Here is a 26,032-nt window from a genome sequence, read left to right on the forward strand (position 1 = left end):
TTTTCATTTCAATTGATAAACACGGCATTCATATGGTTGCAGGGGTTTGCTGGAGATTCCTTCTTCCTCCTGATCATAATTGCCGATCAGCTTTGTGGCAGAATATGCATGCAGCTCTTCAGGCAAAGTATAGGAGGCCTGCTCTTCTTTAAAGTTGCATAGCACTAACAGCTTTTCTTCTTCCAACGATCTCGTGTAGGCAAATATTCGTTCATCATCCGGGAACAGCAGTTCAAAACGGCCATAAACGACGATATCATGTTCCTTGCGTAATTGGATAAGCTTTTTATAAAAATGAAAAATGGAATTGTGATCATTGTAGGCCTTTTCTGCATTAATCTCGGGGAAATTGGGATTAACCTTAATCCAAGGAGTCCCTTGCGTGAATCCTGCGTTCCGGGAGTCATTCCACTGAATCGGTGTTCTCGCATTATCTCGGCTGCGGGCGTGAATGGCTGACATCATCCGCTCTTTTGACCAGCCATGAGAATTGACTAGTTCGTCATATGAATTCAATGTTTCGATATCCCGGTATTCATCGATGCTTTCAAATGCAACATTGGTCATGCCCAGCTCTTCCCCTTGATATATATAAGGTGTACCCTGAAGCATATGAAGACAAGCAGCAAGCATCTTAGCGCTTTCAATACGATACTTTCCATCATTACCAAACCTTGAGACAACCCGGGGCTGATCATGGTTGTTCCAGTATAAACTGTTCCAGCCATCCCCCTCCAAACCAGTCTGCCACTTGGAAAGAATTCGCTTTAAATCGGTAAGCTTCCACTTATCATTACTCCACTTTCCTTCAGGCCCTCTCCCCAAATCCATATGTTCGAATTGAAAGACCATATGTAGCTCACCACGATCTCTACCTGTGAACAATTGTGCGTCCTCCGGTGTGACTCCTGGCATCTCCCCAACCGTAATCACGTCGTACCCAGAAAGCGCCCGTTGATTGATTTCCTGTAAAAACTCATGTATGCGCGGGCCATTCAGGAAAAATGGGCTTCCGTCACCAAACTGCTTCTCATGGCGAACGGCTCCATCTGTATAGCTTTGATCTTTTGAAAGGAAGTTGATGACATCCATCCGGAAGCCATCGACACCCTTATCCAGCCACCATGTCATGATACTGTAGATTTCTTCACGGAGCTTAGGGTTCTCCCAGTTTAAATCCGGTTGTTTCCTGCTGAATAAATGTAAATAATATTCATCGGTTCCTTCATCATATTCCCATGCTGAACCTTTAAAAATGGACTCCCAATTATTTGGCTCTTTCCCATTCCTGCCAGGTTTCCAAATATAATAATCACGTTTCGGATTATCTTTTGAGGATCGCGATTCCTCGAACCACGGATGTTCATCTGAAGAATGGTTGACCACCAGGTCCATCATGATCTTCATTCCACGTTCATGAACTGCCTTCAACAACCTATCGAAGTCAGCCATTGTCCCGAATTCAGTCATGATTGATTTATAATCACTGATATCGTACCCATTATCATCATTGGGAGATTGATAAACTGGGGATAGCCATATCACGTTCACACCCAGTTCTTGTAAATAATCGAGTTTCATCAATATCCCGTTTATATCCCCTATCCCATCACCATCACTATCCATAAAACTCCTTGGATACACTTGATACACAACTGCCTCTTTCCACCATGCTTTGTCCATGCTTTTCCCCCTTTTTAGCCGCATTGACACAATCATTACACCAATACCCTATTATAAAGGGGGAAACTCCAGAATATTCTACTTTTATTCAGCTATTCCCGTTTGAATCATTTCAATATCCAGATCGACCTCGATTGGAATATCGGGATATGCCTCCTCCCAATGTTTTTGATTGAAATTTCTTGTTTTACTTTTAGCGTGATCACCGAGTGCAAGCGGATCTATATTGTTCTCCTGAAACATGGTTACCATCTCATTTAATTTTTTACCAATGATCCGCTCGGCCCTGGCCTCTATTCTATTCAGGTCGACCGCTTTGCCCAAGTCATAGCCTTGGACCTCTAGCAGACTCGCTTTCATTTTCACTCCAATCCTGACCTTGGGGTCTTGATTGGCATTCGAAATATGATAATGGACACGTGACTCCACGTTATTGATATCGGTAAAGTCATTTTCCTTCCATTTAATTTCATAACTCCCCAGCTTAAAGTTTTCACTAAGGACTTTATATAAAAAGCCGTCTTCATAAGGGATATATTTACCGATATAACGATCCTTTTTAAACAAGGCGATCCCTCTCACCCGTATTTGGTCTCCTGTTGTTTCCAATAAAGGCATGACCGGATCGATTCCTTTACCATGATACGCATATAAATACCTGTGAAGATCTACATCAGGCAAATTAGTCCTTATATTCTGTTCGATCAGCTCTTTCACTTGAACTCCTGGAGTTTTAATCAACTTCGGCTCCATTTTAACTACATCCTCCGCTTTGCCATGAACGACCGCTAAATACAAATCCCTTCCCACCATTGGGTCACGCCTATATGTATCGACATAATCATTCAACCCCTTACTTGCCAATTCTTCACCATATAGAATGACTGACAGTCTCCCGCCGACAATCGGGTATGGTGTTTTTGCATTTTCTTGCTGGCGGGCCGCCTTTATATCATGGGAGTTCGCTTCATATACTTCTTTACCCAGATCTGCTTCCTCCCCAGGCTGAGGAACACTGACAACGACCGTACCTTTGATTCTTTTCTCTTCAGCATCATCATAACCTACGACTTCAGCAATTAATATATCTTCTAATATTTGCTTTTCCACGCCGCACGCCGTCATCAAAAAGCCTGCTAATAGTATCAAGAGTAGTTTGATTTTCATGATTTATGCCCCCTGACTTTATAGACGATCGACTGCCATAGGAATAGGAGTGGAAGATACAAATAAACGATATAGAAACCAATTTGCGAACTGATCGTGTTAAATTTATCGATTCTATAGCGGTTATCCAAAAAAATGCAGGAAACTAAGATGATGATAAGAATGAAAACCAACATCTTTTTCTGTCTTAACCCAAATACTCTTTTTGCTGTCCTGCTTGCTGCCCAAACCCCTATGCAAACATTCGGCAGCACCATGAACAACCAAACGGAAATCCCTATGTATTCGAACCTTTCAATGAATGGAAGGTCTACGATTTTCCATAACGTCAAAGTTGCCCAAATTACATCTTTCAGCTGATCTTGATGATAGTAGGCTAATGAAACAACAATCGATACTAAATAAATCGACATAGTAAACAACGCCCCTAAGTGGGCCCACTTTTGAGATTTTTCACGATTTTTAATGAAAGGATAATAAATGAGGAGCAATTCAAAGCCAAGGTAATTCAGGGTCATTTTCTTACAGGCCTTCATGATTGCCAAAAAGGAATGATCAAGAAAAGGACCCAAATTTTCAAAGTGGGCAAACTTCAATGGGAAATAATTCAAAAGGAATAATGGCGATCCGATAATAAGCCCGATTATGCAAAAACCGGTAATGACCCTGAAACCTCCCTCCACAAAACTATACACGAGCATAAGAATGATGGTTGTTAGCATCAGGACATTGACACCAGGGAACATCCAAACCTGAATGACTTCTAAATAAGTCCTGATAAGAATGATGGAGATCATTATAAAGTAGAGGATGAATAAAATATTGAAAGCATTTCCGACCCATTTACCAAACAAATCCTTGTGGATGGCGACCAAGTCAATTGTTTGGGGACCCCTGCCTAAAAGCTTGAAACACATCCAAAGCAGAACATTTATGATCAACCCTGATATGAGGACCGATATCCATGCGTCTTGGCCAGCCTCTTTCGCTATGATCCGTTCAAACCCCAATATCCCTACTCCAATCTGCATGCCCGGCATCAGAAAAAAAACAAAAAATGGAGATATTTGTTTAGTTTCATTTGGTTTGACTTCCATACCTTCTCACCGCTTTCTATACCTTATTCATCGATATCATTATGGGAGTTTACCGTTTCCGCCTCCTTCCTTATCCTTATTGGATTTTCCGTCCGCAGAAACTGCGGGCGTTTTTTCTGTTTTGAAAAAGGGAGGCGAATCAGACTATCTTTAAAGTCATGAATTCTTAAGGGGTAAAGCGGGTCTAAATATGGACTGCCAAGCGAAGTCAATTTCAATAAATGACTTAAGATGAAGGCACTGCATAACGCTATTCCAAACAGCCCGTATAACTGGGCTGCAATTAGAAAGGGGAAGCGGATAAGACGAATCGTATTGCTGATTTGATAAATCGGCACCGTAAATGAAGCCAAGGCAGCCAAAGCGACAAGCATCAACAAGACATTACTGACAAATCCCGCTTCCACAGCGGCTGTACCGATGACTATACCGCCAACAATGCCGATGGTAGAGCCAACCTTAGCAGGCAGCCTGACCGCCGCTTCCCTCAGCAATTCGATCGTCCCTTCCAGCACGATCGCTTCCAAGATCGGCGGAAAAGGGATCACTCCCCTGGATGATATTAAGATTGGCAGCAAATCCGTTGGAATCACTTGATAATGATAGGTTAAAACGGCCACATACAGAGGTGAAGACAAAACGGAAAACAGCACTGCGAAAAGCCGAATCAAACGGAATGAAGTACCGAGATTCCAAATTTGAAAATAATCTTCAAATGATGAGAAGAATGAAATGATGGTATTTGGACCAACCAATGCATGAGGAGACCCATCCAGCATGATTCCTATTTTCCCTTCCGATAATACACTGGCCAGATGATCAGGCCGCTCCGTGTCAATCAATTGCGGAAACATCGAATTCCGATTATCCGTGATCATCTGGCTTACAAACGAAATATCGACGATTGTATCATATTCTATATCTTCAATTCTCTGCATGACTGTCTTAATGATCTTTTGATTTACCACCCCATCTATGTAGAGTACCGCTATCCTTGTTTGCGAGATGCTCCCGACCCGAAATTCCTTGGACTGCAATTCAGGAGTGGGCAACCGGTTACGGATCAGATTCAAATTAGAATCAAGCGATTCAACAAAGGCCTCCTTGGACCCAACGACGGTATATTCCGACTCGGGTGTGGAAATTTGCCTTTTCACACTGTGAATACATGGAATGAGCAAACATATTTCATCATCTTGCTTGTATTGGATCATGATCGATCCTGCCAAAACCAACCTTTGAATGTCTTTTAGATCAGCAGTCAATTTCATATCTTCCATCGGAATATCGCCTTTTAGTTGCTTAAGATCCTTCTTTGGTTGATTCGACATGACTGCCAATACTTGTTCATGAAGCTGTTGTGCACTAACCAGTGAATTGAAGTAGGAGATGATATAGCCATCATCATTCGGGAATTGGAAGGTAAGAAAATCATCAGATGCCTTAAATTTTTTAAGGAGTTCCTGAAAATCCTTGGAAGTAACCTGAAAGGATGCTTCATCCATTTTCTCCCTGCCCTTAAAAAACCTCACCATCCCACCCCCATTACCTTTCAAAAGTTTTTTAGTTCATTCGATTATTGTAACCACCCTATTTAAAGTTAGTCATGATCCACCGATATCCTTAAAATAGGAAAAGACCTATCCGGAATCCACCGGATAAGTCTTTAATTCAATAATAACCAATTACCTTTGACTTGGAAAAATCCGTGTTACAAGTTCACGGAACTCTTCAGCGAATCCTGCAACGGGTTTTCCATTCTCGATATCATTCGCATACCCTTCCATTCTTTGAACAAAATCCGGGTTTGCCGATACATAAACTTGGTCTACTGATGGATCGGCCCCCCTTACTGTATCAGCAACCCTTTCTTTAAGGTCATTCGAGATATCCTTATCCCCGCCATCTTTTAATACTGCCCCTACATAAGCATTATTTTCAGTCACGATGACACTCGCATTACTTACTTCCTTCATGGCTTCAACTCGATTTGAGATATCATCGGAGACTCTCATACCGTTAATACCATTATTATTATTAGCATTATTTTCATCATTAACATTTTGCCTTGTGTCGCTTACATTCATCGGATTATCTAAATTATCCTGATGGGAACGATTCAGGCCAAGATTTTCACTGGCTCCTTCGTTATCATTAGTCGCACAACCTGTAATCACTAAAGCCATCATCGCACTTGATACTATCGCTTTATAATTCATATTCTTCACTCCTCAAAAATCATTTAACATTACTATTTGCGAGGAGTGGATAGATTATTCAGAAGAAGTTACCTTCAAGCCGATTATTCCCACCAAAATGAAACCGACGAATACCAAACGCATCGCATCCTTAGGCTCGTTAAATACGATGATGCCTACCAGAACAGCTCCAAGAGCCCCTATTCCTGTCCAAATTGCATACGCTGTCCCCATAGGCAGCGTTTTTATAGCCGATGACAAAAAGTAAAAACTAATAACCATGCCAGCAATCGTAATGATAGAAGGTAATAATTTCGTAAAACCCTCGGTATACTTTAAACTTGTCGCCCATACCACTTCAAATAATCCTGCAATCACCAATTGAACCCATGCCATCTATTTTCCCTCCAATTACAAAAAAAGCCCGAAAGGTCATAAATCATAACCTCCCGGGCTTTTTTCCCTCCGTGTACGCAGGTTTCTGCGCGTTTCTCTTGGACCATTCCGGTAAAATTCAGCCGAGGAACCCTAGAAACTTATTATTTCCATACTATATCATGTACATTTCAAATCGGTCAAACACTTATGCATCGCTTCGGTTTCTAAGCTTCCACTTGTCACCTTTAATTGAAAACCAAATATTTTTAAAGGGTTCAGGTATTTCTTTAGCCGCCTCAACCGTATATTGCACGGCCTCTTTTTTATATTGGACATCTTCAGTGATTTCTTGCTGTGTCATGGCGAGTTGGTCCGTCTCCGATTTAATCTGGTCCGTTTTGGCCTGGATGCGTGTAACGGTTTCAGTCACATTTTCAATTGTGGGTTTGGAATCCTTAAATGTTTTAAAAGCAAAAAACGCTAAATAGATAATCGCTCCGATAAAGAGGGCAAGACTAATATATACAATGACCACCTAGATTCCTCCTTTTATTTTACCTTTACTATACCCGTAATAATTGAGCAGAAAACGAATCCCTATGTATTTTCTTTTATGCCTGGTCATATTATTGAAAGAAAAAGGAGGAATGAAAATGAATCAAATGCCTCTGCTTAAAGCCTGTTTTAAAGCTGGAATCCACTTTATCAGACATATGACCATACAGCAGGCTGCCACTATTGCAGGAATCATTTTTTTAATCATTCATCCAGAAATATTCAGTCCCCTTTGGCTTACACTGGCAACATCCGTCTTGATTCTGCTCCTGCTTTGAAGATTGTAAGTAGCCTCCCGCACACTGGTTGAGTTATGGATTTCTTCGCTGACACCCACATCAGGAAAACACCGAGGGTATGCGCAACATTCAGAAGTACATACGGAACCAAGCAGGCAACAGGCCGGCGCGTTGGATTTCACCCTTACTGCTAAGTGATTTCAATTCCTTCATAACAGTGATCTATAAAGTTTAATCAAACGATTGATTAAAAAGGAATTTGACTTGAACCCCCTTGCGACAGAAGAACTTCCCTCCCCCTTCATAAATTGTTTACACTACATTTGCCATTTTATCAAACGGAAAGTTATTAGAAAATTACAGAATTTGTGTATAATTAGGCTATATTCATTAACTCTTAAGGAGGAATCATAGTCATGGATACTCTTATTCAACAGTTCAGAAATTTGCCCACCACGGCGATTTCTGATGCAATGGACGGGTTGAGCAATCTGGAACCGGCGATTAAACCCTTAAAGGAAGAGTTTCGTCTGGCCGGACGAGCTTTGACCGTACAGATGCCAGTCGGTGATAATTCAGCCGTGTTAAAAGCAATTGGTGAAGCAAAGCCTGGGGATATAATTGTCGTTGACAGCAAGGGTGATACATACCGGGCTATAGCAGGAGACTTTGTCGTCGGCATGATGCAGACCATGGAAGTTGGCGGTCTCGTTATCGATGGAGTCATTCGCGATCTTGAAGCGATTAAAGAATTGAATTTCCCTGTTTTCAGCAAAGGGACGACGGTTGCCTCAAGCGGCAAGGCAGGTGTAGGCCAAACAAATATCCCCATTTCCTGTGGAGGTGTCAACGTACTTCCAGGTGACATCATCATAGGTGACATGGATGGAGTCGTGGTCGTGCCACAAGCCAAGGGTGAAGCAATCCTGAATAAAGCGAAGGATAAAATCATGAAGGATGAACAGCGTGCTGAAAAATATGCAGGGAAGCCTGATGAAATTAGAAAGTATATTGCCATGATGACCAATAAAGAATGACACATATAAAAAACAGGCAGGAAGCGATGGCTTCCTGCCTGTTTTTTCATTAGCCTTATTTATCGGTCTTATCTTCCTTAGAAGCCTCTTCATCATATGTGTAATCATAATCAGCAGGGTCTATCGGTTTAAAACCATTTGGAGTATAGAAACGGAGTAAGTCACCGTTCACTACTTGGTCTGATAAATTGAGCATCGTTTCAGCTCTCTTTTTATAATTGAGGATGGCATCATTTTCCTCCACCAATTCCCCTGTATCCGTGTCGTAGTATTTCCCTTTAATTGAAGTGACATCAGGTGTTACAAAATCACCATTCCTGAAAGGTACCACTTCATTATGATCTTTTGACAATAAATCCGAACCGAATTGTACATAATCTTTAGATTCGATTCCTAACAGATGCAATAAAGTCGGGAGAAGGTCAATCTGTCCTCCGTACTGGTGCATATCCCCGCCTTCAACACCTGGAACATGAATCAATAAAGGTACACGTTGCAATTGGGCATTCTCAAATGCGCCAACATCCTCGCCAAGCACTTTTGACATGGCTTCTTTATGGTTTTCGGAAATACCATAGTGATCACCATACATAACGATTACCGAGTTATCATATAGACCAGATTCCTTCAGATAATCGAAAAACTCTTTAAGCGCCTCATCGGCATAGCGTGCAGTTTGGAAGTAACTATCAACGGAAGCATCGCCTGTCGTATGCTTACCGATAGTTGCTTTTTCCTGGTCCATGGCATATGGGAAATGATGAGATACCGTTATGAATTTTGTATAGAAAGGCTGTTTAAGCGTTTCTAACATTGGAATCGATTCCTTGAAGAAGGGCTTATCCATTAATCCATAACTTAGTACTTCCTCTTTATTTTCCATATTATAATGGTTAGCATCAAAGAACTGGTTAAAACCAAGAGACTTATACATATTATCCCGGTTCCAGAAAGATTTGTAATTACCATGGAACACAGCAGATGTGTATCCTTGTTGTCCTAAAATAGCTGGTGCCGCTTGATACGTATTTTGGGAACGGTTTGTGAATGCTGCCCCTTGTGGTAAACCGAACAGGGAATTTTCAAGCATGAATTCAGCATCCGCCGTTTTACCTTGGCCTACTTGATGGAAGAAATTATCAAAGTGCATGAAATCTGACTTATCTGCTGCAAGTGAGTTCAAAAATGGAGTTACTTCTTCCCCATTCAACTTATAATCAATCAGGAAATTCTGCATTGATTCCAAATGCAGGTAGATGACGTTCTTACCTTTGGCTGCACCAAAATACTCAGGGTTCGGTTCAGCACTTGTTGCTTTCGTATAGTTGACGACTTCTGCGATATCCGTGCTGTTAGCAGTCGCACGCTGAGCGTATGTTTTAGTGTTCTGAACGGCATCATAAACCGTGTAGTTGAACATGCCCAAATATTTGACGATATAGTTTCGGTCGAATGTTCTTGATAATAATTGCGGGCGATCCTTTTCAGCAAGTCCTAAATTGATCGCGAAAATTGCAAGTCCCGCTAGGTAAACCATTCCGACTGTACGGCGTTTGACTTTGAAGTCTTCCACTTTAAAGTCTTTGAATCTGTACAATACGATCAAAAGAACCGTATCAAGGAAATAAAATACATCATGACCTTTAAATAATTCTAAAATACTCGGTCCTAAATCCCCGGCATTTTGTACTTGCGTCAGGGTTGGCAATGTAATGAAATCGGTAAATGACCGGTAGTATACAATATTGAAGAATAACCATAGGGACATCAATAGATTCAACCTGATGATCCATTTAAACGATTTTCTGCCTCTAGCCAATAGTGCCAAGCCAAAGAATAATATGGCTGAACTAATCGGGTTTATGAACAGCAAGAACTGTTGCAGTCCATTCTCAAGACCTAAGTTAAATTCAATTCGATATCCAATATAAGTTTTTATCCAAAACAAGACTACCGCAATAAAGAAAAAGCCTAGTATGTTATCTGCAAATAAATGCCGGCTTTTTTTAAGAAAATTATTCATGCTTTCACCTCTATTAATCTAGTGGTTTATTTATATAAATTTTTACAAACTTACAAAAGACGGAAAAACGGAAACCTTATAATAGCATTCTTTCACTTGGATAGTCAAGATTGTGAAAACCACCTTTTGTCACATCCATAACTCTAAATCCAGAACACTTCTTTAGCTTATGAACAAGCCTTTGAAAAAATACAGAGGTTCGCCCGTCTCGAATGTTCAGCGCACCTATAACAAATATATAGGAACTCCATGTCTTAATCCAATAAATATTACCGTAACTTTTTGGGGTGACTGCGGATGACAGTCACTGTTTTAGTTTCACGTCCTTGAACCTTTTCCATTATAAACGACTCTTTATAAAAAAACCAGTACATTACAAAATATGTAAGGATATAAATCTTCAATTATTGAAAAATACCTGTAATTCCGAGGATTCCTTTCCCGATAATTCGACAGTTGAAACTGGATTGCCGAATACATGGATGGCATCTCTCCTCCGCACTTTTGTTACCCCATTCAAAACCCAAGCGTGCAAAAGTTTGACTCATTCATAATTGCATCCAAAATCCCATAAAATAACAAATGGATTTCGTGTAATATCGACATCATTCCCTCCGGCTTCTTTATTAGCTTTTTTCAAAAATATTTCCTGAAAATCCTGATCATATTAGTTTTATATTTTCACTTTCAGGATAATTTTTATCATCCATAAAAGATTTGATTTACCAAAATTAACTTAAATTACAATTTATAAAACTCCTCTTGGAAACGGAAAGCTTCAAGTATCCATGGATTTGACATTATAATAGGAAGAAACTGAATTTTTTCATATCGGCTGCAGGGTCACATTCCTTCGATTTCAGCCTATATAAGCTATAAAAAGCAACTGGTGTGAATATACCTTGTCCTTTTCCCATTTCCCCTTAATTTGGTCGTGGGGGACCTTATAAGCTTACCTGTGTTTCTCAACTTTATATGTGAATTCTTTTGTCCCCTTTGTTAGTATATTGGTTTCATCGAGCTTTATTATAAAAAAAAAAAAATCCTGCCCTCGATCGAGGACAGGATTTTCTTTAATCATATTTATATTACTTAACGCCTTCTGAAACTTCTTTAACCATAGCGTTAACAGATTCTAAACCGCCGCCTGATAAGTACCAGTAGTTAGGGTCTAGATAAATGATGTTACCTTCTTTAAATGCCTTTGTATTTTTTACGATGTCATTTTCAATCGTTTCTTTCGCTGCAGCACCATCACCGGCAACAGCATCTCTATCTACAACGAATAGGTAGTCAGGATTCTTTTCAGCAATATATTCGAAAGAAATACTTTGACCGTGTGTCGATACTTCCAATTTATCATCTACTGCAGGTACTCCGAATACATCATGGATGATTCCAAATCTTGAATCCGGTCCGTAAGCACTTACTTTTCCGCCGCTAGAAAGAACGATTAAACCAGTTTTGTCAGTTGGAGCTTTTTCCTTCAAAGCATTAATGTTTTCTTCAACACTTGCCAATTCTTTAGCTGCTTCGTCTTTTTTATCGAAGATTTTACCTAAAAGTGTTACGTTTTCTTCAAAGGATTCCATATACTTTGTTGTATCTACACCAACAAAAACAGTAGGGGCAATTTTGCTTAATTCTTCATATGCTTCAGATTGACGGCCAGAAATTAGGATTAAGTCAGGAGCAATTTCGTTGATTTTTTCGAAGTCAGGCTCTTTTAACCCACCGGCATTTTCAGTTGTACCTTCATATTTAGAAAGGTATTCTGGAAGGCCATCATGAGGAACAGCTGCTACTTCCACACCCAATTTATCAAGAGTATCAAGAGTACCCATATCGAATACAACGACTTTTTCAGGGTTTGTTTTTACTTTCGTCTCGCCTAGTTGGTGCTTAACTGTAATTTCTTCGCTTTTAGCATTTTCTTTTTTCGCGCTTGATTCTTCTTTTTCCTTATCTGATCCACAAGCTACAGCCACTACAGCCAGCATTGCAACCAAAAGCAGTAAAGATAATTTCTTAATCATTATGGTCACCTCGAAAAGTATTTTTTTATTTAAAATTACATATTGAATCCTCACCTTCACAGAGTTTACCTTCATCACTTTCCCTGCCATATGAACAGGAGGCGGCTAAAGTCCTGGGCGCCCGCCAACTCTTAACAGCCTAATGTGCGTTTGAGATATTCTGGGACGGCTACGAATACTGAAGTAATTTAAAACCAAATGGAATTGTCTTAAGTGAAGTACACACAGATCTTATTGTCATTGATGCTTTGGATTTCAATATCCATATCATAGATTTCCTTTAATACATTGGAATTGATGACTTGTTCGGTAGGTCCATTATGAACAACCTTGCCATCCTTCAATGCGACTATATAGTCGGAATAACAGGATGCAAAATTAATATCATGAATGACGATAATGACCGTTTTCCCCAATTCATCGGCCAATCTCCTCAATACCTTCATGATTTGGACGGAATGCTTCATGTCAAGATTGTTCAGGGGTTCATCAAGAAGTACATACTCCGTGTTCTGAGCAATAACCATGGCAATGAAGGCCCGCTGTTGCTGCCCGCCGCTAAGCTGGTCAAGAAACTTATCCTGCATGTCAGCGAGTTCCATATATTCAATCGCTTCATCGACGTATCTCCAATCCTCTTTAGTCAGTTTGCCTTGTGAATAAGGAAAACGGCCAAAGGCGACGAGTTCACGAATCGTTAAACGGATATTGATATGGTTAGCCTGTTTTAAGATGGCAATCTTCTTCGCAAGTTCATTGCTATTGAATTTCCCCATATCCTTACCCTCGATCAGGACTTCTCCTGAATCCCGGGTAATGAGACGGCTGATCATCGAAAGGACGGTACTTTTCCCCGCTCCATTGGGACCGATGAAGGATGTGATTTTCCCTTTCTTTATTTCAATGGAAACATCCTCGACAACCGTTTTATTATTATATTTTTTGAATAAATTTTTCACTTCTACCATGATTTATTCTCCTTTAATAGAAGATAGATGAAATAGACGCCGCCGACAAAATTGATGATGACACTCAATGTGGTTGAGAACGTAAAGATCCTCTCTACGATGAATTGGCCGCCGACCAAGGCAATCACACTGATCAGCATTGCACCCGGGATGATATGTTTATGCTGATAGGACTTAATGAATTGATAAGCCACATTTGCAACAAGCAATCCGAGGAACGTGATTGGACCGATCAGGGCAGTCGAAATGGAGATTAAAACCGTAACGACGATTAAAACCCGCTTCGTGACAAAATCATAATCCACACCCAAGTTTATGGCTTGGTCCCTCCCCAGGGACATGACATCTAAATACTTCAAAAATCTCATGAAATATATCATTGCCGCTATCATGAGGATAATAGCTAACGTTAATAGGTCCGTGTTGACATTATTGAAGCTGGCGAACATTTTATTTTGAATGATTTGAAATTCATTCGGATCAATCAATACCTGCATGAATGAAGACATGCTGCCGAATAAGGTTCCGAAGATGATACCGATCAGCAATAGGAAGTAAATATTGCGGTTTTTCTTGAACATGAACTTGAACAGCAGGCTTGCAAAAATAAGCATGGCCGCAAGTGTAATCAGGAAATTGAGATTTTTATTCATGATCATGATATGCGTTGAACCGAAGATGAAAATGACTCCCGTTTGGATCAGCATATACATGGAGTCCAACCCTAAAATGCTTGGTGTCAGGATTTTATTATTCGTGACCGTTTGGAAAATCACTGTTGAAAAAGCTATTGCACAGCCTACCACGATGATGGCGATGATTTTTATGACCCTTCTCGGCAGAGCATAATCCCAATTCGGGCCAAGGTCCCAAAAGATATAACCTGCCGTTAAAGCAGCTGCAAGAACAGCCAATATAATGATTCTACTTTTATTATTCATATGCCTTTCTCCTCATTATCAGATAGATAAATACGGCGCTTCCTATCACACCAACCACGAGTCCGATCGGGATTTCAAATGGATATATGAGGATCCTGCCCAGAATATCGCAGATCAATAGGAAAACTGCCCCTAGCAATGCTGTATGAGAAAGACTCTTTTTCAAATTGTCACCAAGGTAAAGGGATACAATATTTGGTACGATCAACCCTATGAAAGGAATCGTTCCCACCGTTAACAAAACGACAGTGGAGGATAATGCCACGATGATCAACCCAAAATTGACTATAAGCTTATAATTGAGTCCTAGATTGATAGCAAACTCCTCACCCATCCCTGCAACAGTGAATTTATTGGCAAAGAAGTATGCGAGAATGACGAGAGGGATACTTAGATATATAAGTTCGTACCTTCCCGACATGATCATCGAGAAATCCCCATTCATCCATGTGTTGAGGCTTTGAATCAAATCATATTTATAGGCAAAGAAAGTCGAGATGGATCCGACGATATTACCAAACATCAAACCAACCAATGGAATGAAAATCGTATCCTTATATTTCACTTGATCAAGAATTTTCATGAACAAGAATGTACCTGCCAAAGCGAATATGAAAGCGAATGCCATTTTCTCAATAAGTGCTGCCGATGGAAAAATTATAATGGCAAGAAGAAGTCCCAGCCTTGCAGAGTCCATGGTACCGGCAGTCGTCGGGGATACAAATTTATTGCGGCTCAATTGCTGCATGATCAGACCGCTTATACTCATCACGATACCGGCAATGACTATGGTCACCATTCTGGGGAAACGGCTTTGCAGCATGATTTGCACTTTATCATCACTTAGATCCAATAAATCCAGGGGGGTAATATCTTTTACACCAATGAATAATGACGTAAATGATAAAACAATTAACGCCATGAATAAATATCTTATCTTCATCTACATTTCCTACTCTTCCTATCTCACCTAATACAGCGATAATATTTTTAATTAAATATATTTGAATACAGACTATCGCAAAGTCAACTAATGAAATCGCGATCATGAAGTTGCAATAGTTACAAGGTTCTTCCATTCGTGATAATGAGATTCATTATCATTATCAGTCATTCTTATTCTATCATCTCTCAGATATGTGTCAATATATACAAGTGAATTAGTTTGATATTCTCCGGATAGTCAGATTGTAAAGAATTTGGATGAACCAATCATGCATTTCGTTACAGGAAATGATAAAATCAAAATAACAAATATTTACTCTTCCAATGAAAGAAGCGATATGATGAAAAACTTGTTATCCAAAGTGTTCTCAAAAAAGGCGAAAATCCAAATTGAATTTTGCCAAAATAATCTTGACCGCTTCCTTAATGAACAAACTGTTGCCGATTATGGTAAGTTCTTAGAGAATCCAAGGATTCAATATAAGGAATATGAATGTTTAAGTGAGTGTAAACTTTGTAAGAATACCCCCTATGCGAAAGTGAATGGCCAGATAATGAGTGGCGAAGATTCACAGGATCTTTTAAATAAGTTACAAGGTCAATTGAAATGATACGGGCCAAGCAAATTGCTTGAACGTGTCATTTTTACTTTCCACCTGTAATTATACAGAATACAGGTGATGAACATCTATTAAAAGGCATTGCGAATTGTGCTATGGAATCATTAATCTAGTCGTTACTTCCTGTTTTTCACTATTTCAAACGTTTTCACTGTATAAACAGCTTGAAATATGATAATTTATGGAAAAAGATAGACAGGAGGACGTCCATGAAAAAAATCATTCCTACCATCGTATCTGTCGTAACACTAGGTCTTGTCACTGGATTGCCTGGCCCTATAGCCAAGGCGGAAGAATTCACCCCTTATTATGGAAATGGTCCAAGCTACATTCAACCAGATAACCTCTCCCACCTTTTCCCTGACCCTAATGTTTCTTTCAAGACCCCTGCCTTTAAACAGAACAAGGTCGCCTTTACGAGCCAGGAAGAATTGTTGGATTCCATCAGGTCCCTCTCCCATAAAAACAAAAACATCCAGGTCAAGACGATAGGTAAATCCACAGAAGGACGCGACATCCCGATGCTTCTTTTCAGCAAGGATTCAAAAAGGCAGATTAAGAATTCCCATAAACCATTGATTTGGATTCAAGGTCAAATCCATGGCAATGAACCCGCCTCAGGTGAATCTACATTAGTCCTTGCACAATGGCTGGCTGAAGGCAAGCTTGGTGATGTCCTCGATAAAGTGAATGTTGCCATCGTTCCACGAGTCAATCCTGATGGCTCTTATTATTTCAAACGATATACCGCAAATGACATGGATGCGAATAGGGACTACTTAAAAGTGGAGTATCCTGAAGTGCAGACGATTCATCAGTCAATCGATGATTATGAACCTGAAGTCATTCTGGATGTACATGAATATACAGTGAATCCTGCCCCCCTGAAAAAGGTGGGAGCAAATGGATCGATCGCTTCCTATGATTTACTCATCTCCTCAGCCAAGAATTTAAATATTCCCGCACAGCTTCGAAAAGCTTCCGATGAACTGCTTTTGCCTAATGTTTTTAAAACTTTGGAAAAAGAAAAGCTTTCCTATCACGATTACTATACACTGGCCACTTCTGATGATGGAGTCCTTACCGCCACAGAAGGAAGCACAGAAGCCCGGATTGGCCGAAACGCCCTCGGTTTGAAAAATACAATGACCTATTTAATTGAAACAAGGGGGATCAATATCGGCCGTACGGATTTTAAACGACGTGTTTTTGCACAAGCTACAGCACAGGCAGCATTCATCAAAACGGCAGCCGAACAGGCCAGTAAGGTTAAAAAAGCCGTTAGTCAGGCAGAAACTGAAGTCGTGCGAAAAGGGCGAAAAGCAAATGATAACGATAAAATTGTCATCACCAGCGAAAATAAATTGATTAAGGATCAAAAATTGACAGTAGTCGATTTAGCGAAAGCCAAAATGGTCGATGCCTCCATCGATTGGCTGGATTCTACCGATGCCTCCCCTACCCTTGTCAGAGATCGTCCGACAGCTTATATCCTTCCACCAGAATATAAAAATATCGCCCAGAAACTTCAGATATTGGGAGTGGAAGTGAAAAAATTAAAAAAACCTATGAAAGTAGCTGTTGAAAGCTATAGGGTCAAGGATTTAAAAGTTTCCGCTGAACTGGAAAGCGGACATTCCACAAGGGAAGTAACGACCACGGTTACTTCAAAAACCCGGGATTTCCCAAAAGGAAGCTATGTTTTCGACATGGCCCAGCCTGATGCCAACTTCATCTCCCTTGCCCTCGAACCTGAAGGCATGGACAGCTATGTGACATTCAATTTCATCCCGGCTGACAAGGGAAAAGAATTGCCGATTTACCGCTATATGCAGCCATCTTCCTTACCCGTTAAATGATGCATAGTATCTAAATGACGCTTTGGCAGCTTTCATTGCCAAAGCGTTTTTTAGTTTCCCCCCTCCTTTGATTTCTTGAATGCAACGACAAGTTTTGAATATACATATTAACGGAAAATGTGTTTTTAGAGGAGGAAAGTCATTGAACCAACATGTACAATTGGAAATCAACCGCCTTGTTCATCGCTTGAAACAAGACCAATCCGCTGATGGTTCGTGGAATTATCCCTTCGACACCGGGATAACGGCAGATGCCTATATGATCATATTATTGAAAATTTTAGATATGGAAGACACTCCTCTTATAGAGGCTTTAGTAAAAAGAATCGAAAGCAGGCAAACGGAAAACGGTTCATGGAAACTTTTCCAAGACGAGAAGGACGGCAATGTTACGGTTACGATCGAGGCCTACTATGGCCTTCTTTTTAGCGGACTCCGCAATAAGAATCATCCCCATATGAGAAAAGCCAAACAATTCATTCTTTCCAAGGGCGGCATCAAACAGGCCAAAATGTTAACGAAAATGATGCTTACCGTCACCGGACAATATCAATGGCCTCGCCTATTCCCCATTCCTCTCGAAGTGGTCTTACTGCCTCCGACCTTTTTCGTCAGCATTTATGATCTTTCCGTATATGGGCGGGTCAACATGATTCCATTGCTATTGCTTGGCCATAAAAGGTTTCAAATCAAGACCCCTGACACTCCAAATCTAAAAGATTTATTTCAAACAAGGGAGGACCGATCCGAAGAGCGTATGTGGGAAGAGTATCGTACCGAAGAATATCGTTCCTTTTTCTCTAAACTTCAAACAGGCGTTAAAACCTTGATTGGTTATCCGGATTATTTGCATTCCTTAGCATTGGATTCAACGAAAAGGTTCATGCTCGACAGGCTGGAACCAGACGGGACACTGTACAATTATTTCGGTTCTACCTTTTTCATGATCTTTGCCCTCCTTTCCATTGGATATTCGAAAAGAGATCCAGTGATTCTAAAGGCCATGGCCGGTCTGAAGGGGATGGCCTGCTCCATTGAGGGACATACACATATCCAGTTCACTACGCCCCATGTTTGGAATACCTCCTTAATAAGCTACGCCCTTCAAGAAGCGGGCATACCTTCCAAAGACAAAGCGGTAATGTCCGCTAATCAGTACTTACTGTCACGCCAGCATTATATGTATGGAGATTGGCTGATCCATAATCCTAACGCGATTCCAGGCGGCTGGGGGTTCTCGGATTTAAATACCATGAATCCGGATGTCGATGATACGACCGCCTCCCTGCGGGCGCTGGCTAAACAACTTCAAGCAAAACCGGATAATCGGGACAGCTGGCAGCGCGGTGTCTCCTTCACGATATCCATGCAAAATGATGATGGCGGATTTCCAGCCTTCGAACGGAATAACGACCATAAATGGCTGCAGCTTCTTCCTATTGAGGGTTCGAAATATCTCCTGACTGACCCTTCTACCGCTGATCTGACAGGAAGGACGCTGGAATTCCTGGGGAACTATACAAATATGAAAAAGTCGGAAGAAGTCAGTAAAAGAGCGGTGGATTGGCTATTGGAAGACCAGAAGCGTGATGGCTCCTGGTATGGGCGCTGGGGCATCTGCTATCTATATGGCACTTGGTCTGCACTGACCGGCATGAAGGCAGCAGGGCAATCCACTGGACATCCATCCATCCAAAAAGCCCTAACTTGGTTGAAGAAAATCCAAAATGAAGATGGCGGCTGGGGTGAATCCTGTTACAGTGATATCAAGCAACGATATATCCCCCTCGGAACAAGCACACTGACACATACAGCCTGGGCTGTGGATGCGTTGATATCGGCGTCAGAAAAGCCGACAGCCGAGATCGAAAAAGGAATTGACTATCTCATCCGTGCAGGTCAACAAGAAAGCTGGACCAATGATTATCCTGCAGGCCAGGGAATGGCAGATTTCTTGTATATCCATTATCATAGCTATCGCTATATTTATCCCCTTTTAGCCTTAAGTCATTACAATAAAAAGTTCCTGAAGACTTAATCGCGAGTGTTTATTATCATATTAAAGGTGAATATGTGGATGACCTGTGGAAAAGTAGTGGATAATACCAAAAAGTTATCCACAATCCGGGGTTATCCACATTCATTTATCCGTAAAAGTGCCAAATGCCAGAAATCCCCCGTCATATTGTTGATTAATTCATTTCAGCGATGTAAGGATGACTTGGTTAATACAGGCTTTGTGGATAGTTTGGGGATGATCACGATTATGTGAAAACTTTATCCAGTTTATCACTATAAAATTTTATGGCCTTAGCATAAGATTGTATTTCTCGATCCCTCGACGTTTCGGCAATGATCTTCAATAGAGATTCCATCGCAAGATCATGTTGGCCCAAATTATAAAATGCCATGGCCCTGAATACCAATAAAGTCTTATCCCCAGGAAACTTCGCCAGCCCGGATTCCAATGTCCGTCTTGATTTTTCATATTCCCCTATGGTGCGATATGTACTGCCCAACCCGAGGTAGGCCCCTTTTGCATCCTCCTCCGGCAAACCTAATTCGAGTGCCGCTTCATAATAGGGCACCGCCTTTACCTCAAGTCCGAGAATATCCAAACTCCAGGCACACTGATACTGTATGACTGCATCACCGGGATTTTGCTTTGCCAGACCCATCAATAATCGATTGGATTTTTCGAATTCTTTCCTTTTCCTTAATGACAGTGCCTCTTCCAAATTCCCCATAATCAATCCTCCATTGAATAAATTCTTATTGCCTCTATTCGCGTTTCTTCTTTTTAATTCCTTTATAACCGCAGATGTTTTCAGAGTATCATCAGCTACATGTTGGTTCTCCCACCCATAGGCCTCTTCATCGAAAGGAAGTTTCTACTTCCTTCCGCCTAATTTCGCTTGAGATTCATAATCGCAATTAAAAAAAGGATCTGCCACTTGGCAAATCCTTTCATACAATTCAGTTCAAGAGCATTCATATATCAAATATTGCTGATTAATCATCCAATTGGTTTTTCAATACTTTACCTGTGGTTGCATCCACCACAACATCATATTCCTTTTGTCCTTGTTTTATTTCCAGCTCGTACACAAGGGTGCCATTCTCTGAATCAAGCTCCATATCCGTTACTTGACCATCCACCGCTTTCAAGGCAATCTTTTCAGCTTGATCACTGCTGACTTTTGCAGTTTCCACGGCTTGTTGTGTGCTCATATCCTCATCGTCATCCTCTTCCATCTCCTGAGAAAGAATCTCTCCCTTTTCAGCATCAACATCAACGTCTTGATAGCCTTCTTTTGTTTTAACGGTCATCTCATATGTCATCGGCTGGTCCCAATCCTTTTCAAATTGAGTAACTTCCCCGCCTAGTTTTTCTGAAATCATTTTGACAGCCTCATCCTCGGATAGGTTCCCCTTATTGACTGCATATACTGCCGTTCCAGCAGCACCGCCGAAAAGCAATACGGAAGCTATGGACACCGTCATGATTACCTTTTTCCTTTGAATGATGCCTTCTTTAATCGTACTCCACTGTTTTTTCATGAATGAATTCCTCCTTTAAGTTGTTACCTTAATAATAAGCACCCTTCATGAAACGAACATGAGCGTTAGATTAGAATTTGATGAGAAAGAGTAAGAGTCACCAACGTTCCCTCTCCCACCTCACTTTGAATCTCCAATTTACCGTCGAATGACTCTACAAGCGTCCGGGCGATGGAAAGCCCGAGTCCATTGCCTCCCGTTTTCCTTGCCCTCGATGAATCAACGCGATAAAAACGGTCAAATACATGGGGGAGATGTTCTGGTGATATCCCTCCACCGTGATCTTTCACACCGATGACAATTTCATTATCCTGCCGCTTTATCATGATTTGTATACTTGATTGACTGTATTTCATTGCATTGTCCAATAGGATGACAATCACCTGTTCAAGCTTACTGGAAATGGTCATTGCATAGATTTCCTTAAACTCTGACTCTATCGTTATTTCACGATTTCCCGTCCTTCTGAATGTTTGGGCAATCCCTTCACAAAATGAAATGAGTTCTATTTTCCCTTCCACATCTTCTGAAGGTTCCATTTGGGAAGCTGACTGCAAAAGATGCTCCGTCAGTTTTTTCATCCGGATGGCTTCATGATGGATTGCCTCCACTGCCTCTTCCTGAATCGCTTCATCCTTCATGCCCCAGCGTTTCAATAGAGAGGAGTAGCTTTCGATGACCGTAATCGGTGTTTTCAATTCATGTGAAGCATCTGAAAGGAATTGCTGCTGTTGGTTATAATTCCTTTCCAGCCTTTCCATCATCCTGTTGAATGCCGCCCCCATCACCTGCAGCTCGTCCTTTGATTGATCCGATAGCGGTATCCGTTTGAATTCCCCGCTTTTCTCAATATCCTTCATCGTTCCGCTCATGACCGATATCGGTTTGAGGATCAGGTTGGCCAGCCACTTACCGGCAAGAATCGATAACAGAATGACAAAAAAGGATGCACCGCCCAAAACGAGGGCAAGCGTCGATAAATTATCAAGGAGGGTATCCTGCGGCTGTGTGACCTCGATCATCCCCAGCTTCTTCCCCTCATCAGGATAAGGAAAACGGTAGGTCAATACATATTCACCGTCAACTTTGGCAAAATCATATCCTTTCTCGTCAATGGCTTTAACCGCAAGCCCCTTAAGGTCCTCTTCATCCGTAAATGATTTTACCAGCCTTCCATCCGTGTCGAATATCCGCACCATTCCATCGTCCGGGATATATGGCTCCATTAAATCGGAATCACCGGAAATCAAATCTTTCGTCAGGATATTTTCTTCTATTAATGAAGCTTGATCTTCAAGCAGATCCCGTTCCCTCTCTAACGATATCCAAAGGAAGGCGATTAAAACGATGATACTCAACAAGATAAGCATGACACTTAAAAAAAGACTGGAATACGATTGGATTTTCGTCCGAATCTTCATACTGGCTCCTTCAAGCTGTAACCTACCCCGCGGTAAGTATGGATGAGCTGCACCTCAAAGGGATAATCTATTTTTTTGCGCAAATAACGGATATACACATCAACCACATTCGTATCCCCTGCAAAGTCATATCCCCATACATGGGTCAGGATTTGCTCCCTTGAAAGTACTTGATTTTTATTTTGCAAAAGATAAACCAGCAAATCGAACTCGCGGGAAGTCAACTCAATCCTATTGCCTTGCCTGTGAATGTCCCTTGTACCGAGGTTCAACTTCAGATCATGGATTTTTAGTTCATCCACTTCCACTTCTGATTGGCTCTCCCGTACATTGGTACGAAAACAAGCACGGATCCGTGCAAGCAGCTCTTCAATTTCAAACGGTTTCGTTACATAATCATTCGCACCATGGTCCAGGCCATTCACCTTGTCTGGCACAGCATCCCTTGCGGTTAGGAGGATGACCGGTGTCGATCCATTCTTTTTCCGGTAACGCCTAAGTACTTCTATGCCATTCAACTCGGGCAGCATCACATCCAATAAGATTAAATCCCACTCTTCGGCTTCTGCCCTTTCCAGACCAGCCTTTCCGGTAAAAGCCGATTCTGTTTGATAACCCTCATGATTAAGTTCCAACTGGAGAATCCTCGCTATTTTTTCTTCATCTTCTATTATTAAAATTCTCTTATTCATGATCATCACCACCTACCCCTTAGTGTACTGAAGAAATATGAAAATATCATGAGAAATTGACCCCTGCGCATAAAAATCCGATGAAATAATGATTTAAATTTTTGTACCTTTAAAAGGTCAAAAAAAGAACCGGATGTGTAAGCACACCCGATCCATTTCATTCACCGTTCCAATGCTGGTCAATGAATTCATCACGTCCCGATTTCGCACGGTCCGCTTTATAATCATCTTTGTTTTTTTTATGATAGCCTTGATGGTATTCCTCGGCAGGATAAAAGGTTTGGGCCGGAAGGATTTCCGTTACGATTGGTTTCTGGAACTTCCCGCTGCCTGCTACCTTTTCTTTCGCTTCAAGAGCCAGTTTTTCTTGAGCTTCATCATGATAGAAGATGGCCGTCCGATATTGGCTTCCTCTGTCATGGAATTGACCGCCATCGTCGGTTGGATCGATTTGCTGCCAATATAGCTCCAGCAATCTTTCATAAGGAAATAACTGAGGATCGAAAGTGATTTCCACGACTTCATAATGCCCCGTAGTTCCCGTCTTCACTTCCTCGTAAGTCGGGTTTTCAACATGTCCTCCCGTATAACCGGATACGATTCCCCCAATCCCCGGTTGTTCTTCAAATGGTGTCACCATGCACCAAAAACAGCCTCCAGCAAATGTAGCCTTTTGCATAATGGTCATCCTCTCCGTATGTAATAAAAATTAATATACCATATTCAATTCTGACACTGCGCTTTTTTGATTTGCGAAGCCGCCATGGATTTACCTTTGATCAATCTTTTGACCAGCCTTTTTCCTTGAATCTTACAATCGCTTCAACGCGGTTGCTCACATCCAATTTATCAAGGATGACCGATATATAATTACGTACCGTTCCATTGGTCAGATAAAGCTGGCTTGCGATTTCCTTTGTGGTCTTACCATCCGCGATCAATTTGAGCACTTGGCACTCTCGTTCAGTCAAAGGGTTTTCTTCTTCGAAAGCCATATCCACCAGCTCAGGAGCATAAATGCGCCGACCATCCATGATGACACGGATAGAGTTCGCCAGTTCGTCACTTGGGCTATCCTTCAGAAGATATCCGCCTACCTCGGCCTTTCTGGCTCTTTCAAAATACCCAGGACGTGCAAAGGTGGTTAAAATGATGACCTTGCATTGGTGGCCTTGATCCTTGATCTCCTCCGCTACATCGAGCCCGGTTTTAACTGGCATTTCAATATCTGTTATGCAGATATCCGGCTTTAATTGATTGACGAGATTCATTGCTTCTTCCCCATTGCTCGCTTTTCCTACAACTTCCAGATCACTTTCCAAATCAAGGATGGAACCTAACGCGCCAAGCAGCATCCGCTGATCTTCGGCAATTACGATTCGAATCAAGGTTAATCCCACCTATCCATTATTTTTTATAGCATTCGGAACCCTTATATAAAGTGTCGTTCCCTCTGTTGATTTAATATCCAGGCTGCCATTAACAAATTCTAGCCTTTCTTTCATTCCTTGAAGTCCATTGCCTTTAATATACTCTGATCTATGTGAAAGTCCCACTCCATTATCCTGTACTGTGATCGTCACCCCTGTTTGTAATTCTTCGATGACGATATTACAGCAGTCGGCACCGCTATGTTTGACGATATTGGTCACAGCTTCCTTCAAGCACATGCTCAAAACCGTTTCAACAAGCAATGGGGTTTCTTGCAATTCCGTGGTCCCTTCCAAATTGAATTCTATCTCTGCGGCTTTCAATATTTGCTTGACCCGGATGATTTCATCGCTTAGCTTGGACCCACGCATTTCCGACACCATTTCACGTACTTCCTTGAGTGCCGTCCTCGCCGTTTGACGGATATCCTTGATTTCCTTCTTGGCCGTCTCCGGATTCAAATCGATCAACTTCCCTGCAAGGTCACTTTTCAAGCCAATCAAAGACAGCTTTTGGCCAAGTGTATCATGTAAGTCACGGGCAATCCGCTGACGTTCTTCCATTTTGCCAAGCTCTGATATTCTTTTATGAGCGTCCTCCAATTGTTCTTCCAGCATGCCCCGTTTATTCCGATTATACGTGTTGAAAGGGAGCAGGATCACACCTACCACACAAATGAGCATAAAGGGAAATTGCGAAAAGAAGGTAGGGTCTTTCATGATGAAGCCAATATTGACAGACACGATGGTAGCCAATAGCTGGATTGAATATAATACGAAAAAGCCAACCTTATTTTGAACATTCCCAATAAAGAATGCTAAAAAAAGTGAAAAGTAAATGTAGCTGAAAAATATGGTCATCGATATCGAAATGATTATTTGTATCGCGGTCCATACGTATACGGGCCATCCCTTCGAAACGAATGAGAGACCATATGATATGAAAAACAATATGATCATGACGATTCCAAAGACTATCTCCAACATCGAAGAGGATTTGAAGATGAAATAAAAAGGAAGGATACAAAAAATGATCCAGACATAAGGGCTCAGCCCTGTGTTTTTCGGAAAGATATGATACCAACTTTGCATGGCGCCGCCTCTATTTCTTTTTATCCTAGTATATACTAAGGAGTTTCATCAAAAAACCATCCAATGGGAATCGAATGGTTTTTTGGTGAA

24 protein-coding genes and 1 riboswitch are annotated in these 26,032 nt (G+C 41.2%); of the genes, 5 read left to right on the forward strand and 19 right to left on the reverse strand.

Annotated elements, in window-relative coordinates; all coding sequences use genetic code 11:
* Nucleotides 1-3 precede the first annotated feature (3 nt).
* From ACWF5P_RS04685 to ACWF5P_RS04715, 7 genes are all read right to left on the reverse strand, one after another.
* On the reverse strand, nucleotides 4-1,683 hold the full coding sequence (locus tag ACWF5P_RS04685; RefSeq protein WP_452444656.1) for a glycoside hydrolase family 13 protein: 1,680 nt from the start codon (nucleotides 1,681-1,683) through the stop codon (nucleotides 4-6).
* 84 nt (nucleotides 1,684-1,767) lie between these two features.
* Nucleotides 1,768-2,850 carry a Ger(x)C family spore germination protein gene (locus ACWF5P_RS04690; protein ID WP_452444657.1) on the reverse strand — a complete coding sequence of 361 codons (1,083 nt, stop codon included), beginning with the start codon at nucleotides 2,848-2,850 and terminating at the stop codon, nucleotides 1,768-1,770.
* Entirely contained in the window at nucleotides 2,847-3,947 is a 1,101-nt protein-coding gene (locus ACWF5P_RS04695) for a GerAB/ArcD/ProY family transporter (RefSeq protein ID WP_230176183.1), read from the reverse strand. Before ACWF5P_RS04695 ends, ACWF5P_RS04690 begins: the two co-directional genes overlap by 4 nt.
* Before the next feature lie 23 nt (nucleotides 3,948-3,970).
* The gene (locus ACWF5P_RS04700) at nucleotides 3,971-5,482 is read right to left on the reverse strand and encodes a spore germination protein (RefSeq protein ID WP_452444658.1); all 1,512 of its coding nucleotides are present in this window, start codon (nucleotides 5,480-5,482) and stop codon (nucleotides 3,971-3,973) included.
* Between the two features lie 150 nt (nucleotides 5,483-5,632).
* Nucleotides 5,633-6,166, reverse strand: coding sequence for a YhcN/YlaJ family sporulation lipoprotein (locus ACWF5P_RS04705; protein ID WP_101223676.1), 534 nt, complete (start codon nucleotides 6,164-6,166; stop codon nucleotides 5,633-5,635).
* Between the two features lie 54 nt (nucleotides 6,167-6,220).
* The gene (gene sugE, locus ACWF5P_RS04710) at nucleotides 6,221-6,541 is read right to left on the reverse strand and encodes a quaternary ammonium compound efflux SMR transporter SugE (RefSeq protein ID WP_101223677.1); all 321 of its coding nucleotides are present in this window, start codon (nucleotides 6,539-6,541) and stop codon (nucleotides 6,221-6,223) included.
* Nucleotides 6,542-6,589: 48 nt separating this feature from the next.
* A riboswitch (guanidine-I (ykkC/yxkD leader) is annotated at nucleotides 6,590-6,688 on the reverse strand.
* Between the two features lie 40 nt (nucleotides 6,689-6,728).
* Nucleotides 6,729-7,058, reverse strand: a complete 330-nt coding sequence (locus ACWF5P_RS04715) for a DUF948 domain-containing protein (protein ID WP_101223678.1) — start codon at nucleotides 7,056-7,058, stop codon at nucleotides 6,729-6,731.
* 118 nt (nucleotides 7,059-7,176) lie between these two features.
* Here ACWF5P_RS04715 and ACWF5P_RS04720 point away from each other — a divergent pair, with 118 nt between their 5' ends.
* Both ACWF5P_RS04720 and ACWF5P_RS04725 read left to right on the forward strand, forming a co-directional pair.
* Complete coding sequence (locus ACWF5P_RS04720; RefSeq protein ID WP_101223679.1) at nucleotides 7,177-7,356, forward strand: hypothetical protein; 180 nt, start codon at nucleotides 7,177-7,179, stop codon at nucleotides 7,354-7,356.
* Between the two features lie 377 nt (nucleotides 7,357-7,733).
* Nucleotides 7,734-8,354, forward strand: a complete 621-nt coding sequence (locus tag ACWF5P_RS04725) for an RraA family protein (protein ID WP_452444659.1) — start codon at nucleotides 7,734-7,736, stop codon at nucleotides 8,352-8,354.
* A gap of 55 nt (nucleotides 8,355-8,409) precedes the next feature.
* Here the strand turns inward: ACWF5P_RS04725 and ACWF5P_RS04730 are convergent, their stop codons facing one another.
* From ACWF5P_RS04730 to ACWF5P_RS04750, 5 genes are all read right to left on the reverse strand, one after another.
* Nucleotides 8,410-10,377, reverse strand: a complete 1,968-nt coding sequence (locus tag ACWF5P_RS04730) for an LTA synthase family protein (protein ID WP_452444660.1) — start codon at nucleotides 10,375-10,377, stop codon at nucleotides 8,410-8,412.
* Between the two features lie 1,088 nt (nucleotides 10,378-11,465).
* Entirely contained in the window at nucleotides 11,466-12,410 is a 945-nt protein-coding gene (locus tag ACWF5P_RS04735; RefSeq protein ID WP_434169740.1) for an ABC transporter substrate-binding protein, read from the reverse strand.
* A gap of 212 nt (nucleotides 12,411-12,622) precedes the next feature.
* Entirely contained in the window at nucleotides 12,623-13,381 is a 759-nt protein-coding gene (locus ACWF5P_RS04740) for an iron ABC transporter ATP-binding protein (protein WP_101223682.1), read from the reverse strand.
* Entirely contained in the window at nucleotides 13,375-14,322 is a 948-nt protein-coding gene (locus ACWF5P_RS04745; RefSeq protein WP_101223683.1) for an iron chelate uptake ABC transporter family permease subunit, read from the reverse strand. The genes ACWF5P_RS04740 and ACWF5P_RS04745 overlap by 7 nt, the downstream gene beginning before the upstream one ends.
* Nucleotides 14,315-15,265 carry an ABC transporter permease gene (locus tag ACWF5P_RS04750; protein ID WP_452444661.1) on the reverse strand — a complete coding sequence of 317 codons (951 nt, stop codon included), beginning with the start codon at nucleotides 15,263-15,265 and terminating at the stop codon, nucleotides 14,315-14,317. Before ACWF5P_RS04750 ends, ACWF5P_RS04745 begins: the two co-directional genes overlap by 8 nt.
* A gap of 271 nt (nucleotides 15,266-15,536) precedes the next feature.
* Here ACWF5P_RS04750 and ACWF5P_RS04755 point away from each other — a divergent pair, with 271 nt between their 5' ends.
* From ACWF5P_RS04755 to shc, 3 genes are all read left to right on the forward strand, one after another.
* Nucleotides 15,537-15,878: a DUF1450 domain-containing protein gene (locus ACWF5P_RS04755; protein WP_452444662.1), complete on the forward strand. Its 342-nt coding sequence runs from the start codon at nucleotides 15,537-15,539 to the stop codon at nucleotides 15,876-15,878.
* A 218-nt stretch (nucleotides 15,879-16,096) separates the two neighbouring features.
* Entirely contained in the window at nucleotides 16,097-17,746 is a 1,650-nt protein-coding gene (locus ACWF5P_RS04760; protein ID WP_260358725.1) for a M14 family metallopeptidase, read from the forward strand.
* A 142-nt stretch (nucleotides 17,747-17,888) separates the two neighbouring features.
* The gene (gene shc, locus ACWF5P_RS04765) at nucleotides 17,889-19,784 is read left to right on the forward strand and encodes a squalene--hopene cyclase (protein ID WP_260358727.1); all 1,896 of its coding nucleotides are present in this window, start codon (nucleotides 17,889-17,891) and stop codon (nucleotides 19,782-19,784) included.
* A gap of 226 nt (nucleotides 19,785-20,010) precedes the next feature.
* Here shc and ACWF5P_RS04770 read toward each other — a convergent pair whose 3' ends face one another.
* The 7 genes from ACWF5P_RS04770 to ACWF5P_RS04800 form a co-directional block, all read right to left on the reverse strand.
* Nucleotides 20,011-20,493 carry a tetratricopeptide repeat protein gene (locus ACWF5P_RS04770; RefSeq protein WP_452444663.1) on the reverse strand — a complete coding sequence of 161 codons (483 nt, stop codon included), beginning with the start codon at nucleotides 20,491-20,493 and terminating at the stop codon, nucleotides 20,011-20,013.
* Between the two features lie 265 nt (nucleotides 20,494-20,758).
* Nucleotides 20,759-21,307 carry a PepSY domain-containing protein gene (locus tag ACWF5P_RS04775; RefSeq protein WP_452444664.1) on the reverse strand — a complete coding sequence of 183 codons (549 nt, stop codon included), beginning with the start codon at nucleotides 21,305-21,307 and terminating at the stop codon, nucleotides 20,759-20,761.
* Between the two features lie 65 nt (nucleotides 21,308-21,372).
* A complete protein-coding gene (locus ACWF5P_RS04780) occupies nucleotides 21,373-22,728 on the reverse strand; it encodes an ATP-binding protein (RefSeq protein WP_452444665.1) in 1,356 nt (451 codons plus the stop codon).
* Nucleotides 22,725-23,420: a response regulator transcription factor gene (locus tag ACWF5P_RS04785; protein ID WP_101223998.1), complete on the reverse strand. Its 696-nt coding sequence runs from the start codon at nucleotides 23,418-23,420 to the stop codon at nucleotides 22,725-22,727. Before ACWF5P_RS04785 ends, ACWF5P_RS04780 begins: the two co-directional genes overlap by 4 nt.
* A gap of 157 nt (nucleotides 23,421-23,577) precedes the next feature.
* Entirely contained in the window at nucleotides 23,578-24,099 is a 522-nt protein-coding gene (msrA, locus tag ACWF5P_RS04790; protein ID WP_101223690.1) for a peptide-methionine (S)-S-oxide reductase MsrA, read from the reverse strand.
* A gap of 100 nt (nucleotides 24,100-24,199) precedes the next feature.
* Nucleotides 24,200-24,808 carry a response regulator transcription factor gene (locus ACWF5P_RS04795; RefSeq protein ID WP_260358730.1) on the reverse strand — a complete coding sequence of 203 codons (609 nt, stop codon included), beginning with the start codon at nucleotides 24,806-24,808 and terminating at the stop codon, nucleotides 24,200-24,202.
* Nucleotides 24,809-24,820: 12 nt separating this feature from the next.
* Nucleotides 24,821-25,942, reverse strand: a complete 1,122-nt coding sequence (locus ACWF5P_RS04800) for a sensor histidine kinase (protein WP_101223692.1) — start codon at nucleotides 25,940-25,942, stop codon at nucleotides 24,821-24,823.
* Between the last annotated feature and the right edge of the window lie 90 nt (nucleotides 25,943-26,032).

The sequence above is a fragment of the Peribacillus sp. NPDC055009 genome, from assembly GCF_053608705.1.